Origin of the sequence: Streptomyces musisoli, assembly GCF_016741855.1 — a bacterium.
GTDB lineage: Bacteria > Actinomycetota > Actinomycetes > Streptomycetales > Streptomycetaceae > Streptomyces > Streptomyces musisoli.
Window position 1 is genome coordinate 320,664 of record NZ_JAERRH010000008.1, and the last position, 13,968, is coordinate 334,631.

The 13,968-nt window shown below is 72.4% G+C and carries 15 protein-coding genes; 6 read left to right on the forward strand and 9 right to left on the reverse strand.

Features of this window, described 5'->3' with window-relative positions; translation table 11 throughout:
- Positions 1-102: 102 nt before the first annotated feature.
- From JK361_RS22940 to JK361_RS22950, 3 genes are all read right to left on the reverse strand, one after another.
- Positions 103-1,215 (reverse strand): ADP-ribosylglycohydrolase family protein, encoded by a 1,113-nt coding sequence (locus JK361_RS22940; protein WP_201821221.1) that lies wholly within the window; start codon positions 1,213-1,215, stop codon positions 103-105.
- A 381-nt stretch (positions 1,216-1,596) separates the two neighbouring features.
- Positions 1,597-1,944, reverse strand: a complete 348-nt coding sequence (locus tag JK361_RS22945) for a DUF6247 family protein (protein WP_201821222.1) — start codon at positions 1,942-1,944, stop codon at positions 1,597-1,599.
- Between the two features lie 98 nt (positions 1,945-2,042).
- A complete protein-coding gene (locus tag JK361_RS22950) occupies positions 2,043-2,372 on the reverse strand; it encodes a hypothetical protein (RefSeq protein ID WP_372448733.1) in 330 nt (109 codons plus the stop codon).
- A 267-nt stretch (positions 2,373-2,639) separates the two neighbouring features.
- Here JK361_RS22950 and JK361_RS22955 point away from each other — a divergent pair, with 267 nt between their 5' ends.
- The 3 genes from JK361_RS22955 to JK361_RS22965 all read left to right on the forward strand — a co-directional run bounded on the left by JK361_RS22955 (position 2,640) and on the right by JK361_RS22965 (position 4,269).
- Positions 2,640-3,452 carry a helix-turn-helix domain-containing protein gene (locus JK361_RS22955; RefSeq protein ID WP_201821224.1) on the forward strand — a complete coding sequence of 271 codons (813 nt, stop codon included), beginning with the start codon at positions 2,640-2,642 and terminating at the stop codon, positions 3,450-3,452.
- On the forward strand, positions 3,449-3,637 hold the full coding sequence (locus JK361_RS22960) for a DUF397 domain-containing protein (protein WP_201821226.1): 189 nt from the start codon (positions 3,449-3,451) through the stop codon (positions 3,635-3,637). The genes JK361_RS22955 and JK361_RS22960 overlap by 4 nt, the downstream gene beginning before the upstream one ends.
- Positions 3,638-3,762: 125 nt before the next feature.
- Positions 3,763-4,269: a DUF2165 domain-containing protein gene (locus JK361_RS22965; RefSeq protein WP_201821228.1), complete on the forward strand. Its 507-nt coding sequence runs from the start codon at positions 3,763-3,765 to the stop codon at positions 4,267-4,269.
- On the opposite strand, the gene JK361_RS22970 is transcribed toward JK361_RS22965, so the two are convergent.
- From JK361_RS22970 to JK361_RS22980, 3 genes are read right to left on the reverse strand one after another with little or no spacing between them, the layout of a single operon-like run.
- Positions 4,262-4,834 carry a hypothetical protein gene (locus JK361_RS22970; protein WP_201821230.1) on the reverse strand — a complete coding sequence of 191 codons (573 nt, stop codon included), beginning with the start codon at positions 4,832-4,834 and terminating at the stop codon, positions 4,262-4,264. The two genes, JK361_RS22965 and JK361_RS22970, sit on opposite strands and share 8 nt — an antisense overlap.
- Before the next feature lie 49 nt (positions 4,835-4,883).
- Entirely contained in the window at positions 4,884-7,469 is a 2,586-nt protein-coding gene (locus tag JK361_RS22975) for a bifunctional FO biosynthesis protein CofGH (RefSeq protein ID WP_201821232.1), read from the reverse strand.
- Between the two features lie 24 nt (positions 7,470-7,493).
- On the reverse strand, positions 7,494-8,360 hold the full coding sequence (locus tag JK361_RS22980; RefSeq protein WP_201821234.1) for an LLM class F420-dependent oxidoreductase: 867 nt from the start codon (positions 8,358-8,360) through the stop codon (positions 7,494-7,496).
- 215 nt (positions 8,361-8,575) lie between these two features.
- Here JK361_RS22980 and JK361_RS22985 point away from each other — a divergent pair, with 215 nt between their 5' ends.
- Positions 8,576-9,967 (forward strand): CehA/McbA family metallohydrolase, encoded by a 1,392-nt coding sequence (locus JK361_RS22985; protein ID WP_201821236.1) that lies wholly within the window; start codon positions 8,576-8,578, stop codon positions 9,965-9,967.
- On the opposite strand, the gene JK361_RS22990 is transcribed toward JK361_RS22985, so the two are convergent.
- Complete coding sequence (locus JK361_RS22990; RefSeq protein ID WP_201821238.1) at positions 9,960-10,472, reverse strand: PadR family transcriptional regulator; 513 nt, start codon at positions 10,470-10,472, stop codon at positions 9,960-9,962. The genes JK361_RS22985 and JK361_RS22990 overlap by 8 nt on opposite strands.
- Before the next feature lie 93 nt (positions 10,473-10,565).
- On the opposite strand from JK361_RS22990, the gene JK361_RS22995 reads away from it, so the two are divergent.
- Both JK361_RS22995 and JK361_RS23000 read left to right on the forward strand, forming a co-directional pair.
- A complete protein-coding gene (locus JK361_RS22995) occupies positions 10,566-11,135 on the forward strand; it encodes a hypothetical protein (protein ID WP_201821241.1) in 570 nt (189 codons plus the stop codon).
- Positions 11,132-12,442 (forward strand): carotenoid oxygenase family protein, encoded by a 1,311-nt coding sequence (locus JK361_RS23000; RefSeq protein ID WP_201821243.1) that lies wholly within the window; start codon positions 11,132-11,134, stop codon positions 12,440-12,442. Before JK361_RS22995 ends, JK361_RS23000 begins: the two co-directional genes overlap by 4 nt.
- Positions 12,443-12,775: 333 nt before the next feature.
- Here the strand turns inward: JK361_RS23000 and JK361_RS23005 are convergent, their stop codons facing one another.
- Complete coding sequence (locus JK361_RS23005) at positions 12,776-13,189, reverse strand: hypothetical protein (RefSeq protein ID WP_201821245.1); 414 nt, start codon at positions 13,187-13,189, stop codon at positions 12,776-12,778.
- A gap of 23 nt (positions 13,190-13,212) precedes the next feature.
- A complete protein-coding gene (locus JK361_RS23010) occupies positions 13,213-13,962 on the reverse strand; it encodes a protease inhibitor I42 family protein (protein ID WP_201821247.1) in 750 nt (249 codons plus the stop codon).
- Positions 13,963-13,968: the final 6 nt, after the last annotated feature.

Genomic DNA, 13,968 nt, shown 5'->3' on the forward strand with positions numbered 1-13,968 from the left:
GTACGGGCCGGCTACCCCCTGTCGGCAGCGGTGGTCGCCGGCGTCGCCAGCGTCGCGGGAGGCATCAGGTTCTTCCAGGCCATCATCGCCTGACAGCGACGGCTAACGCGGATACCGGGCCAGCCAGCCCGGGGAGGAGCCGGTGGGGCCGTGCAGGGCCGGGCCCTGGGTCATCTCCATGGAGAAGTCGTCGGCGAGTTCCAGGATCGTCGGGCGGCCTTCCAGCTCGACCAGCCAGGCCGGCGGGAGGGCCGTCTCGCCGTGCAGGGCACCCAGCAGACCCCCGGTGAGGGCACCCGCGGCGGCCGACGGACCGCTCTGGTTCACCGCCAGGCACAGACCGTGCCGTACGTCCTCCCCCACCAGCGCGCAGTACACGGACGCCGCCAGCAGCCCGTCCGCCGTGCCGTCCCCGGCCAGTTCCTCCACCCGGGCGGGAGTCGGCATCCCCTGCCGTACGGCACCGAGGGCGTGCTGGAGGGCGTCGGAGACCGGCTGGTGCCCGGGGCGGGCGGCGAGCAGGGCGAGAGCCCGCTGCACCGCGCCGTCGAGACTGTCGCCCCGGGCCAGCGCGTGCACGATCACGGCGTACGCGCCCGCCGACAGGTAGGCGATGGGGTGACCGTGGGTCTGGGCCGCGCACTCCACCGCCAGCTGGACGACGAGCTGCGGCTCCCAGCCGACCAGCAGGCCGAAGGGCGCCGAGCGGGCGACGGCCTCCGGGCCCAGCTCTCCCGGGTTCTTCGGGGTCTCCAGCGTGCCCATGGTCCCGTCGCCGAAGCCGACGAGCAGCGCCCGGGACGGGTCCCGGCGGGCGTACAGCCACTCCTCCCGGGCCAGCCACCCGTCGTCCTTGCGGCGCTCGTCGGGCCCCCAGTCCCGCTGGGTCGCCGCCCAGCGCAGATACGCCCGGTGCAGATCGGTCGGCGGGTGCCAGGCGCCGGTGTCGCGACGCACCTGCGCGCGGATCAGCCCGTCCACGCTGAACAGGCTCAGCTGGGTGTGGTGGGTGACCGTGCCGCGCCTGCCGTGCCCGAAGACCAGGTCCAGCAGCCCCTCGCCGCCGTACGCGGCCCGGATCTCCTCCAGGGACAGCGCGTCGGCGGGCCCGCCGAGGGCGTCGCCCAACGCGGCCCCGAGCAGCGTGCCGCGCACCCGGCTGCGGAAGTCCTGCTGCTCGGCGCGGCCCCACACGGCACCGGACGTGGCGCTCACCAGACCTCCCACGGCACGGTCCGTCTGTACGACGCAAGGCACTGTAATCGACCGGGAACGATCCGTTCAGCGGGACAAATCCGCCCCGGCCGGTCATTCCCGATCAGCCTGGGACCGGGATGAGGTCAGCCGTACCACGTGACGTTGCAGACATACACGCACTCGTGCCGCGGCACGGCCAGGAAGCCGATGAAGCCCCGTCCTTGGAGGATGTCGAATTCCCGCAGCCCACCCTCGCGATCGAAGGGCCGGCCCACTTGACGGCGTCTTGGCCGAGAGCAGCCAACTCGACCGCGAGGCGTTCCACCTCTGCCACCACCCCCGGGGGCAGCCCGTCGGTGATGTACTCGGCGCTCGGGTTCTAGTCCCAGGCCCAATCCGTCACAGCCCGGCCTCCGCCTCGGCCGCCGCACGGATCGCACGGATCTCCTCGACGGCAGGCGTCGGGTCCTGCTGCCCCCCGTCCACGATGCGTTCCAGTTCCTTCAGCCGGGCCGCGCGTTCCGGGTGCCGTTCAATGGCCACGAAGACGGCCCAGGAGTGTACGAAGGCTCGCAGGGGCGCCAGGCTCTGGGTCTGCTGGGCATTGGTCGTGGCTTCGAAAAGGTGCTGCGTGAGAGCTGGGACCCGGCTCGGAGCGATGCGGGCGACCGCCGCCCGCAATGCGTCCGGGGTGAGCTCGGGCATGGAGATCAGCGGTTCGTACGGGCCGTCGGTCTGAGCGCTCACGGTGACCTCCGGGGCAGGTGTGTCGGTCCTCGTACGGTACCGGTGGGACCGTCGATGCGACGGCTGCGCGAGGTGGCACGTCGGCCCTGGTTCCGGGGTCATGCCACCGCCGGGGCGGCGAGGGCCACCGCGAGCCTCGGCTTGTTGTACGAGATCGTCCGGGTCGTCACTTGTCCCGATTGAAGACGCTCCCTGGGGCGCGAGAGGTATCCGTGTTCCTCCAGCTCGCGCAGTGCCGCCGCGATCCGGATCTCTCCCTCGGGGAACTTCGCCGCCAGCGCCTTGATGCCGATCGGCGTCCCCTCCGGCAGCGACTGGATGTGCAGCGCCAGGCCGATGGCCACGAGCGACAGCTCGGCGTGCTGGGCCAGGTGGTCGTCGCCGACACTGCCCGACGACTCCCCTGCCGCGCCAGTTGCGTCGGGCATATTCACTCCGGCGAGTGAGCGACGGGGCGGTGGGGGTGGGTTCGGTTCTTACCCCGGTTCTTTGGTCTTCTGGGGTCGGGCACCACCGGGTCGTGGCCCCCCGCGCGCCGGTACGGACCGTAGCTCCAAGTACCGGGTGCGCAAGGGTCGTTCACCGGGTCGTGGACGGTCGGGACGCGGCCGGCCATCGACTTCCCCATTGGCATCACCCGGCGCCGCCGCCCGCCCCTACGCTGTTGAGTGACAGCGTCAACACGGAGGGTGAGCATGGAGGACGAGGAGGCCGCGGCCGTACTCAAGGCGGTCGGGCGGCAGATCAGGGTGTGGCGTGAAGCCGCGGGCCTGAAGCAGGGAGAACTGGGCGCGCGCATCGGCTACGGCATGGATCTGGTCTCCGCAGTGGAAAGAGGAGTACGAGTCCCCCAACCGGAATTCCTGGACGCGGCAGATGAGGTGCTGGGCGCTGCCGGGAAGCTGGCAGCGATGAAGGAGGACGTCGAGAAGGCCAGGTACCCGAAGAACGTCCGGGACCTGAAGAAACTGGAGGACGAGTCGGTCGAGATGGGCGCCTACGCCGCTCTCCACATCCACGGACTCCTCCAGACCCCCGAGTACGCGCAGGCGTTGTACGAGATGCGGCGCCCCTCGTACTCCGAAGAGGAGATCGACCGGCTCGTCACGGCGCGCATGTCACGGAAGTCCGTGTTCGAGCGGGTACCGAAGCCGCTCATCACCTTCGTGCTGGAAGAGGTGACGCTACGGCGGCCCGTCGGAGGCAGACTGGTCCTTCGGCAGCAGCTCGAACACCTCTTGGAACTGGCTGGGTTGAGGCACGTGGAGATCCAGGTGATGCCTACCGACCGCGAGGACCACGCGGGCATGATGGGCTCGTTCCGTGTGCTGAAGCTCCGCAGGGGCAAGACAATGGGCCAGACCGAAGGCCAGCTGTACAGCCGAGTGATCAGTCAGCCACAGGAAGTGCAGATCCTGGAGATGCGCTATGGAATGATCCGAGCGCAGTCACTCTCGCCTCGGGAGTCCGTGGCTCTCATCGAGAAGATTCTGGGAGAAGAGACATGACCACCGACAAGCTGACCTGGTTCAAGAGCAGCTACAGCGGGAACGACGGCCCCGACTGCGTCGAGGTAGCCATAGCCCCCGCCACCGTTCACGTCCGCGACTCCAAGGACCCCGAGCGCGCCCAGCTCGCCGTCGGTGGTGGCACCTGGACGGAATTCCTCGGGTTCGCCTCCCGCTTGGGGTGACGCCGGCCCGGTGGTCGTACGCCGCGGTGTTCGGCGGCGGATGCCTCGGGTTCGCCTCCCGGCCGGGGTAACTCTGGCTCAATGATCGCGAGCCAAAGCGGTGTTGGGCGGGGGAGAATCCAGCCATGACCACCACCCCCACACGCCACACCGGCCTCAGCCTTGCCGCCGGTGTCCTCACCGGCATACTCGCCCTCTACATCGCACTCGTCGCCCTCGGGAACATCACCGACTTCGGGACCAACCAGCAGTTCGTGCGGCATGTGCTGGCGATGGACACCACGTTCCAGGACGACGACCTGATGTGGCGCGCGATCACCAGCACCGCGCTCCAGGACACCGCCTACGTCCTGATCATCGCGTGGGAGACGGTGGCGGCGCTCGTGCTGGTGCGGGGCGCGTGGCTGTGGGCGCGGCGGGACCACGACCGGGCCCGGCGGTTCTCCACCTACGGCCTGCTCATGCTCCTGCTGCTCTTCGGCGCCGGGTTCATCGCGATCGGCGGCGAGTGGTTCGCGATGTGGCAGTCGAAGACGTGGAACGGGCTGGACGCGGCGACCCGGGTGTTCCTGCTCAGCGGGGTGGCGTTGATCGTCAACCACTTGCCCGCCGGCCGCCGGGACGCTAGTTGACGACCGCCACCCTGGTGCCCTGATCGCCGAAGGACCACAGCGCGGCACCGTCCTCCTTGTGGAGGCGGATGCCGCCCAGCTTCTGGCCGTTCGCAGGGGGCGGCGAGGCGCCGTCCAGGGCGTTGGAGAAGGCGACGTTCACGCCGGACGCCTTGGTGAAGTACATGACGTGCTCGATCTCCACACCGTCCGAACCCTTGAGGGACTGGGTGCGCAGGGTGATCGAGTAGCGGCCGGGCTGCGGGTTCACCGTGCCCGGCCACACCGTGAACGTGCGGACCGGCTTGCCGGTCGCGTCGACCAGCCACACCCGCTTCCCGGCCAGCGAGTAGACGATCCGGCGGCCCTCGCCGGAGGCGTCCGGCAGGGCGGGCGCGGTCGGCGTCTTCGGGGACGCGGAGGCGTGCGGGCTCGCCGGTGCCGACGCGGCGGGCCTGGTCACGGCGGCCGCGGGTCGCGGCGCGTGGTCCGCCTGTATCGCGAGGGCGACGACGGCGGCGGTCGCCCCCACCGTCAGACCGGTGACCCAGGCCCACGAGGGCAGTAGGGCAGCCACGGGACGCATCTCCTCCGCTACGGGTCCCCGTCCAGGATCGGGGGTCGGATCATCGTACTCAGTCCAGGACCGGCAGCAGATCCGGCAGGTGCCCGTCGGACGCCTCGGCGGCCCGCCGCCGTTCCTCGGAGACCTCGCCGTAGAGCGTGGTGCGCGGCTTCGCGGGACGGCCGGCCGCCTCCGCCACCGCGACCAGGTCGCGGATCGACTTGTACGAGCCGTAGGAGGAGCCCGCCATGCGGGAGATCGTCTCCTCCATCAGCGTCCCGCCGACGTCGTTCGCGCCGGAGCGGAGCATCTCCGCCGCCCCCTCGGTGCCCAGTTTCACCCAGCTCGTCTGGATGTTGGGGATCCAGGGGTGCAGCAGCAGCCGTGCCATCGCCGTCACCGCCCGGTTGTCCCGCACGGTCGGGCCGGGGCGGGCGATACCGGCCAGGTAGACCGGCGCGTTGGTGTGGATGAAGGGCAGGGTCACGAACTCCGTGAAGCCGCCCGTCTCGCGCTGGATCCCGGCCAGGGTGCGCAGGTGGCCGAGCCAGTGCCGGGGCTGGTCCACGTGCCCGTACATCATCGTGGAGGAAGAGCGGATGCCCAGCTCGTGGGCGGTCCTGATCACCTCGATCCAGGTGGCCGTGGGCAGCTTGCCCTTGGTCAGCACCCAGCGGACCTCGTCGTCCAGGATCTCCGCCGCCGTACCGGGGATGGAGTCCAGGCCGGCCTCCTTGGCGGCCGTGAGCCATTCGCGGATCGACATGCCGGTGCGGGTCGCGCCGTTCACCACCTCCATCGGGGAGAAGGCGTGTACGTGCATGCCGGGGACGCGCTCCTTCACCGCCCTCGCGATGTCGAAGTACGCCGTACCGGGCAGATCTGGATGGATGCCGCCCTGCATGCACACCTCGACCGCGCCCACGTCCCACGCCTGCCGGGCACGGTCCGCCACCTGATCCAGTGACAGCGTGTACGCGTCCGCGTCCGTGCGGCGCTGCGCGAAGGCACAGAACCGGCAGCCGGTGTAACAGACGTTGGTGAAGTTGATGTTGCGGGTGACGATGTAGGTGACGTCGTCGCCGACGGCCGACCTGCGGACGTCGTCGGCCACCCGGCACAGCGCGTCCAGCGCCGGACCGTCCGCGTGCAGCAGGGCGAGGGCCTCGGCGTCGGTGAGCCGGGTCGGGTCGTCGGCCGCGGTGCGCAGCGCCCCGCGCACGTCGGTGTCGATGCGCTGCGGGGCCATGCCGGGGGCCGCCGCCTCGCGCAGGGCCTCCCAGTCGCCGTACACCTCGTCGAAGTCGTCACGCCGGTCGGAGGTACGGCCCTCGGTGTCGATCGTGCGGTGCAGGTCCGTGCGCCCGGCCGGCACGAAGGCCTCCTCGGGCTCCTGCCACGGGCGGCCCTCGACCGGCGCGTCCGGGAGGGCGAGGCCCGTCGCGGGGTCGGCCAGGGCGGCCACGTGCGGGCGCAGCCGCGGGTCCAGCCAGGGTTCGCCGCGGCGGACGAACTCCGGGTAGACGCAGAGGCGTTCGCGCATCTCGAAGCCCGCCGCCGCCGACTTCCGGGCCAGCTCCTCGATCCGCGGCCAGGGGCGCTCGGGGTTGACGTGGTCGATGGTCAGGGGCGACACCCCGCCCCAGTCGTCGATGCCGGCGCCGATCAGCCGTTCGTACTCGGAGTCGACCAGGTTCGGCGGGGCCTGGAGGCAGGCGCCCGGGCCCAGGATGTGCCGGGCGACGGCCACCGTGGCGACCAGCTCGTCCAGTTCCGCGTCCGGCATGCCGCGCATCGCCGTGTCCGGCTTGGCGCGGAAGTTCTGGATGATCAGCTCCTGGATGCCGTGGTAGGCACGGGACACCTTCCGCAGGGCGAACAACGACTCGGCGCGTTCCTCGTACGTCTCGCCGATGCCGACGAGCAGGCCGGAGGTGAAGGGCACGGAGGAGCGGCCGGCGTCCTCCAGCACCCGCAGCCGCACGGCCGGCTCCTTGTCCGGGGAGCCGTGGTGCGGGCCGCCGGGCTCGGACCAGAGCCGGGTGGCGGTCGTCTCCAGCATCATGCCCATGCTCGGCGCGACCGGCTTCAGACGCTGGAAGTCCGTCCAGGTCATGACCCCCGGGTTGAGGTGGGGCAGCAGACCCGTCTCCTCCAGGATGCGGATGGAGATGGCGCGGACGTAGGCGATGGTGTCGTCGTAGCCGTGCGCGTCGAGCCACTCGCGCGCCTCCGGCCAGCGGTCCTCCGGCTTGTCGCCGAGGGTGATCAGGGCTTCCTTGCAGCCGAGCGCGGCACCCTTGCGGGCGATGTCCAGCACCTCGTCGGGGGACATGAACATCCCGTGCCCGGCGCGGCGCAGCTTGCCGGGCACGGTGACGAACGTGCAGTAGTGGCACTTGTCCCGGCACAGCCGGGTGAGGGGGATGAAGACGCTCTTCGAGTACGTGATGACGCCGGGCCTGCCCGCCGCCTCCAGACCCGCGTCCCGTACCCGGGCCGCGGAGGCGGCGAGGGCGGTCAGGTCCTCGCCGCGCGCCTGGAGGAGCACCGCCGCCTCGGTGACGTCGAGGGCGACGCCGTCCCGGGCTCGTTTGAGGGCGCGACGCATGGAGTTCTCGGTCGGGCCGGTTCCGGAGGTCGCGGAAGTCGTCATCTCTTGAGCATACGTTCGCGTTGATCACGTCCGGGGCGTGCCGGCCGGCAGGAGCGGGCCGTACGCGTCGAGCGCCTGCAGCACCTCCCGCTCACCGGCCGGCGGCAGCTGCACCACGACCTCCTCGATGCCGAGTTCCGCGTAGTGGGCGAGCTTGCCGGGGGTCGGCTGCACGGCGTACGGGACGACCTCCAGGGCGGCCGGGTCGCGGCCCGCGTCCGCCCACGCCGAGCGCAGCACGGGCAGCGACTCGGTGAGCCCGCGCCCGCCGATCGGCAGCCAGCCGTCGGCGTACTCGGCGATGTGCGCGAACAGCTTCGGCCCGGCGGCCCCGCCGACGAGCGTGCGGGGGCCGACGACGGGGCCGCGCGGCTTCTGCACGGGCTTGGGGTGGGCGAGGCTGGCCCGCACGCTCCCGGACTCCCCCGCGTACCCCGTCGGCTCCTGCGCCCACAGCGCGCGCATCAGGGCCATCCGGTCCCGGACCAGCTCGCGCCGGGTCCGCCAGGTCACGCCGTGGTCGGCGGCCTCCTCCACGTTCCAGCCGTAGCCGAGGCCGAGGGTGAAGCGCCCGCCGGACAGGTGGTCCAGCGTGGCGATCTGCTTGGCGAGGTCGATCGGGTCGTGCTGGGCGACCAGGGTGATCCCGGTGCCGAGGCCGAGGCGCTCGGTGACGGCGGCGGCCTGGCCGAGCACGACGAAGGGGTCGAGGGTGCGGCCGTACTCGCGGGGCAGGTCGCCGCCGGCCGGGTAGGGGGTGGTGCGCTCGACGGGGATGTGGGTGTGTTCCGGGAGGTACAGCCCGGCGAACCCGCGCTGTTCGAGTTCGCGGGCGATGCGGGTCGGGGTGATGGTCTCGTCCGTGAGGAAGATCGTGACGGCGATACGCATGAGCGATCTGTACCGGGTGCCGGATCGTATGTCCATACCGACTGGACGGGATTGCCGGAGGGCGGGCCGGACACGGTACGGCGGTCGCGCCCGCGCGGGCCGGACACGGCCCACTGAACGCCCGCGCGGCCCGGACATGGTCCCGGGGGCACGCCCGCGCGGCGGCGGCGCATTCCGTACTGTCCCGCGCCCCCGGGTTGCCTTACGTTGTGGATGTGGCGACGTTGCGCGGCACCCTGGCACCCGGTTCACCGGACTACGTCTACCTTCCCGTGGAAGTGCCCCCTGAGACGGCCGAGTTGAAGGTTTCCTACACCTACGACAGGCCCTCCGTCCCGCCCGGCGTCCCCGGCAACGCCCTGGACATCGGGCTCTTCGACGAGCGCGGCACGGAGCTGGGCGGGCGGGGCTTCCGGGGCTGGTCGGGGGGTGCGCGGACGGAGTTCTTCGTGCGGGCGGACGAGGCGACGCCCGGCTATCTCCCGGGCCCGCTGCGCCCGGGCACCTGGCACATCGTGCTGGGCCCGTACACGGTGGCCCCGCAGGGGCTGTCGTACGAGGTGACGGTCACGCTGACGCCCGGGGAGTCCGGCAAGGCCCCGGAGCCGGTGTATCCGCCCGGCCGGGCCCGGGGCCGGGGGCGGGACTGGTACCGGGGCGACTGCCACCTGCACTCCTGGCACTCCGACGGCCGCCGCACCCCGGCGGAGATCGCGGCTCTGGCCCGCGCGGCCGGCCTGGACTTCCTGTGCAGCTCCGACCACAACACGAACGCCTCGCACGCCCACTGGGCCGACGCGGCCGGCGACGACCTGCTGGTGCTGCTCGGCGAGGAGGTCACCACCCGCAACGGGCACGTCCTGGCCCTCGGCACCGACCCGGGGACCTTCGTCGACTGGCGCTACCGGGCGCGGGACGGCCGCTGGGCGCACTTCGCGCGGGCGGTCCGGCGGGCCGGCGGTCTGGTCGTACCGGCGCATCCGCACGCCGACTGCGTGGGCTGCGGCTGGCGGTTCGGGTTCGCGGAGGCGGACGCCGTGGAGGTGTGGAACGGGCCCTGGACCCCGGACGACGAGATGACCCTGGCGGCGTGGGACGCGCGGCTGCTGGCGTCGGCGCGGGGCGAACGGGCCTGGCTGCCGGCGATGGGCGACAGCGACGCCCACCGCGACCCGGACGTGGTCGGCCTGCCGCAGACGGTCGTCCTCGCCGACGGGCTGACCCGCGAGGCGATCCAGGAGGGGCTGCGGGCCGGCCGCTCCTACGTGGCCGAGTCGCGGCACGTCTCGGTGGCGTTCACCGTGACGGCCGCCGGCGGCGAACGGGCCGGGATCGGCGAGCGGCTGGCGGTCGGCGCGGACACCGCCGTGGCGGTCCGGCTGGAGGTGTCCGGCGCGCCGCGCTGTTCGGTCCGGTTCGTCACCGACCAGGGCGTGCTGTTCACCGCCGGACCGCTGCCGGTGTCCGGCACGGGCACCGTGGAGTGGCACACGACCCCGGCCCGCGCGGCCTACGTGCGGGCCGAGCTGCGGCACGAGGCGGCGCTGGGGCCGGTGCCGGGGGCGATGGCCGCGTTCACCAACCCGGTCTTCCTCGGGACTACTTGATCTGGCCCGCCGCCCACTCGGCCCACTCCTGCCGCATCGCGTTGAAGCGCAGGCCGTACTCCAGGGCGATCCGGCCGTAGACGGAGAGGTTGTCGTCGTCCCAGTCGATGGAGTCGGCGAGCTGCCGCAGCTGCTCGTACCCCTCGCGGGACATCTCGGTCAGGCCGGTGAGGTACTCGCGGGCCTGCTCGGGCCGGAGCACGCCGAGGAAGAAGACGCGCAGCAGGACGTCGCTGCGGGTGTTGCGCTGGGGCCGCGTCTCGGTCAGCCAGTGGCGCAGCTCGGTCATGCCCTCGTCGGTGAGGGCGTACTCCTTGCGGCCGCGCGGGCCCTCGGCGGTCACGGTGATCTGCCCTGAGCCCGCCAGTTTGGTCAGCTCGGTGTAGATCTGGCTCTGGGTCGCCGGCCAGACGTTGGCGAGCGAGGTCTCGAACGTCTTGAGCAGGTCGTAGCCGCTGGCGGGACGCTCCGAGAGCAGGCCGAGCAATGCGTGTTTGAGGCTCATACCTCCAGCTTACCTTCCACTGTTGACATGTCGAGTTCTGACCTTCTACTTTTGACATGTCGAAACCGGAACTCAGACCAATCGGGGGTCCCCATGTCGTACCTGCGCACCTTCCTGCCATGGATCGTCTTCGCCGTCGTCCCCTCGGCCGACTGGCAGTGGGGCGCCCTGGCCGCCCTGGTGGTCGCGCTCGGGCTCATCGCCCAGGAGAAGCGTTCCGGGACCGGCTTCGACGCCCTCGTCATCGAGTCCGGCTCGGCGGTCTTCTTCGCGGTCCTCGCGGCCATCGCCTTCGCCGATCCGCACTCGGGCGTGCACGACTACTCCGCCGCGCTCTCCTCCGCCACCCTCGCCGTCATCGCCGGCCTCTCGCTCGCCGCCCGCCGGCCCTTCACCCTGGGCATCGCCAAGCGCACCACCCCGCGCGAGCTGTGGCACCTGAAGCCGTTCATCCGGACCAACGTGGTCATCACCGCCGTCTGGACCACCGCCTTCGCGCTGACCGCCGCCGCCCTCGCCGTGCTGGACCACTCCGGACACGCCCGTTCCACGGCCGCCACCCTCGTCCAGATCGCCGGCTTCGCCGCCCCGATGCTCTTCACCGTCCGCTACGTCGCCCACGTCCAGGCGAAGGCCCAGGCCGCCGGGCAGGTGGCCCGGTGACCACCGCCCCGAAGCACCTCCTCGGCAACTACGCCCCGGTCACCGAGGAACTCACCGCGCACCACCTGCCGGTGACCGGCACGATCCCGCCCGAGCTGTCCGGCTGGTACCTGCGCAACGGCCCGAACCCGGCCGACGCCGCCTCCGGGCACTGGTTCTTCGGCGACGGCATGGTCCACGGGGTGCGGCTGGAGGGCGGCCGGGCCACCTCCTACCGCAACCGCTGGGTCCGCACCAGCCGCCTCACCGACGGGGCGCGGATGTACGACGACCAGGGCCGCCGGGACCTCACCGCCGGCCCCGCCAACACGCATGTCGTCCGGCACGCGGGCCGCACCCTCGCCCTGGTGGAGACGGCCCTGCCCTACGAACTGACCCGCGAGCTGGACACCAAGGGCCCGTACGACTTCGGCGGCCGCCTCCACACCGCGATGACGGCCCACCCGAAGACCTGCCCGGTCACCGGCGAACTGCACTTCTTCGGCTACGGCATGCTGGAGCCCACCCACCTGACCTACCACCGGGCCGACGCCACGGGCGAGCTGGTGCTCAGCAGGCCGGTGGAGGTGCCCGCGCCGACCATGCTGCACGACTTCGCCCTCACCGCCGGGCACGTCGTCTTCATGGACCTGCCGGTCGTCTTCGACGTCGAACTCGCCCTGACCGGCGGCACGATGCCGTACAGCTGGGACGACGGGCACGGCGCGCGGCTCGGCCTGCTGCGCCGCGACGACCCGCACGGCGAGGTCCGCTGGTTGCCCGTCGATCCCTGCTACGTCTTCCACGTCCTGAACGCCCACGACGCTCCGGACGGCACCGTCGTGCTGTACGTGATGCGTTATCCGGAGATGTGGCGGCGCACCGCCGACGGCGGCACACGGCCGCAGCAGGCCGTGCTGTGGAAGTGGACCGTCGACCCGGCCCGCGGCACGGTCCGCGAGGAGCAGCTCGACGACCGCCCGGGCGAGTTCCCGCGCGTCGACGACCGGCTGACCGGGCTCGCCGCCGGGCACGGGCACGTCACGTGCGGCACCTCACTGGTCCGCTACGACCTGCGGTCCGGTGCCGTCACCGCCCACGACTTCGGGGCCGGCCGCGTTCCCGGGGAGGCCGCCTTCGCGCCCGCCGACGGTACGGCCGGTGGTGCGGGGTGGCTTCTGACGTACGTCCACGATGCCGCCACCGACCGCAGCGAGCTGGTGGTCCTGGACGCCGACGATCTCGCCGCGCCGCCGGTCGCCACGGTTCGCTTGCCGGGGCGGGTGCCGTTCGGCTTCCACGGCAACTGGTTGGCCGACGAGGGGTAGGGGCCGAGGGTGCCTGGGCAGGCGCGGGTGGTGTCGTCGGTCGTGTGCGGCGCCGTTGCGGCTGGTCGCGCAGTTCCCCGCGCCCCTGTCGGGGCGCTGCGCGGATCGCGGTCCTCTGCGGCGCCGTCGTGGCTGGTCGCGCGGTTCGTCGCGGCCCTTTGGGGCTCGGGTTGTGGTCTTCCGCGGCTTCGTCCGGGCTCTTCGCGTAGTTCCCCGCGCCCCTGTCGGGGCGCTGCGCGGATCGTGGTCTTCTGTGGCGCCGTCGTGGGTGGTCGCGCGGTTCGTCGCGGCCCTTTGGGGCTTGGGTTGTGGGGGTTCGTGGTGTTGGCCGGGTTAGTCGGGGAGTTCGCCGGGGTTCTGTGGGGTGGGGGTGGTGCGGCGTAGGGCTATCAGTTCGGCTACCGCCTTCAGCCAGCGGGCGGCCAGTGCCTCGGCCTCCGGGGAGGTCGCCGTCCGGGCGGCCTCGGTCAGCCAGTCGCGCAGCACGGCCGCCGGCTCCGGGTCCGGCAGCGGCTCCGGCAGCTCCGCGGCGTACGCGAGGCCGCCGGCCCGGACGATCTCGGCGACGAACACCAGCGAGCGCGGCAGCACGCCGAGCCGGTCGAGGGTGACCGCGCCCGCGACGGCGCCGTCGCCGAACAGGGCCGTGCGGAAGGCGTCCTGGGTCAGGCCGTAGCGCAGGAGCACGGTGACGTCGGTGGCGGCCAGGACCTCGTCGTCGGAGCGGCTGTCGGGAGCAGGGGGCATGAGGGCCTCGGTTCCGGTCCTGGTCAGCGGACGGTGACGGTGAAGACGTAGACGCCGGCACCGGCGTGGGTGTCCGGGACGCCGGTCATGGTGGGGTACGGGGACGGGGACGCCGTGCCGGCCGGGCTGGGGGCCAGGGTGGAGCGGTCGTCGGGGCCGGGCCCGGTGCACGTGTGCAGCGGGCAGTGCAGCAGCCGGACCGTCGTCCTGCCCTTCGTCAGTGCGGCGAAGTCGAAGGACTGCGTGCCGCCGGAGGCGCCGTCGGCGTCGCTGCCGCTGCCGGACGCCCGGTCGCCCCGGTGTCTCAGCACGGCGGTGTCCGGCCCGGGAACGGTGAGGTACCAGCGCTCGCCGAGCGAGGCGGACGACGGGACGGTGAGGGAGAACCGTTCGCCCGGCTCGACGGTCACCCTCCGGTGGTCGAGGCCGTATTCGGTGCCGGTCTTCCCGCCGGAGGCGCCCGTGCCCGTGCCGGTGGTCCCGCCGGATGTCCCCGTGGTCCCGCCGGAGGTCCCCGTGGTGCCGCCGGTCGTGTTCGTGCCGGTCGTCCCGCCGGAGGTCCCCGTGGTGCCGCCGGTCGTGTTCGTGCCGGTCGTCCCGCCGGAGGTGCCCGTGGCCGTCGCGCCGGAGGTGCCGGTCGCGCCCTGGGGGCCGGTGCCGACGGTCGCGCCGGGGGTGGCGGTGCCGGTGCCGCCGGTGTCCTTCCCGCAGCCGGTGACGGTGAGCAGGCAGACGAGGGCGGCCGTGCCGAGAAGCGGTGTGCGTGACGTCATGGTGGA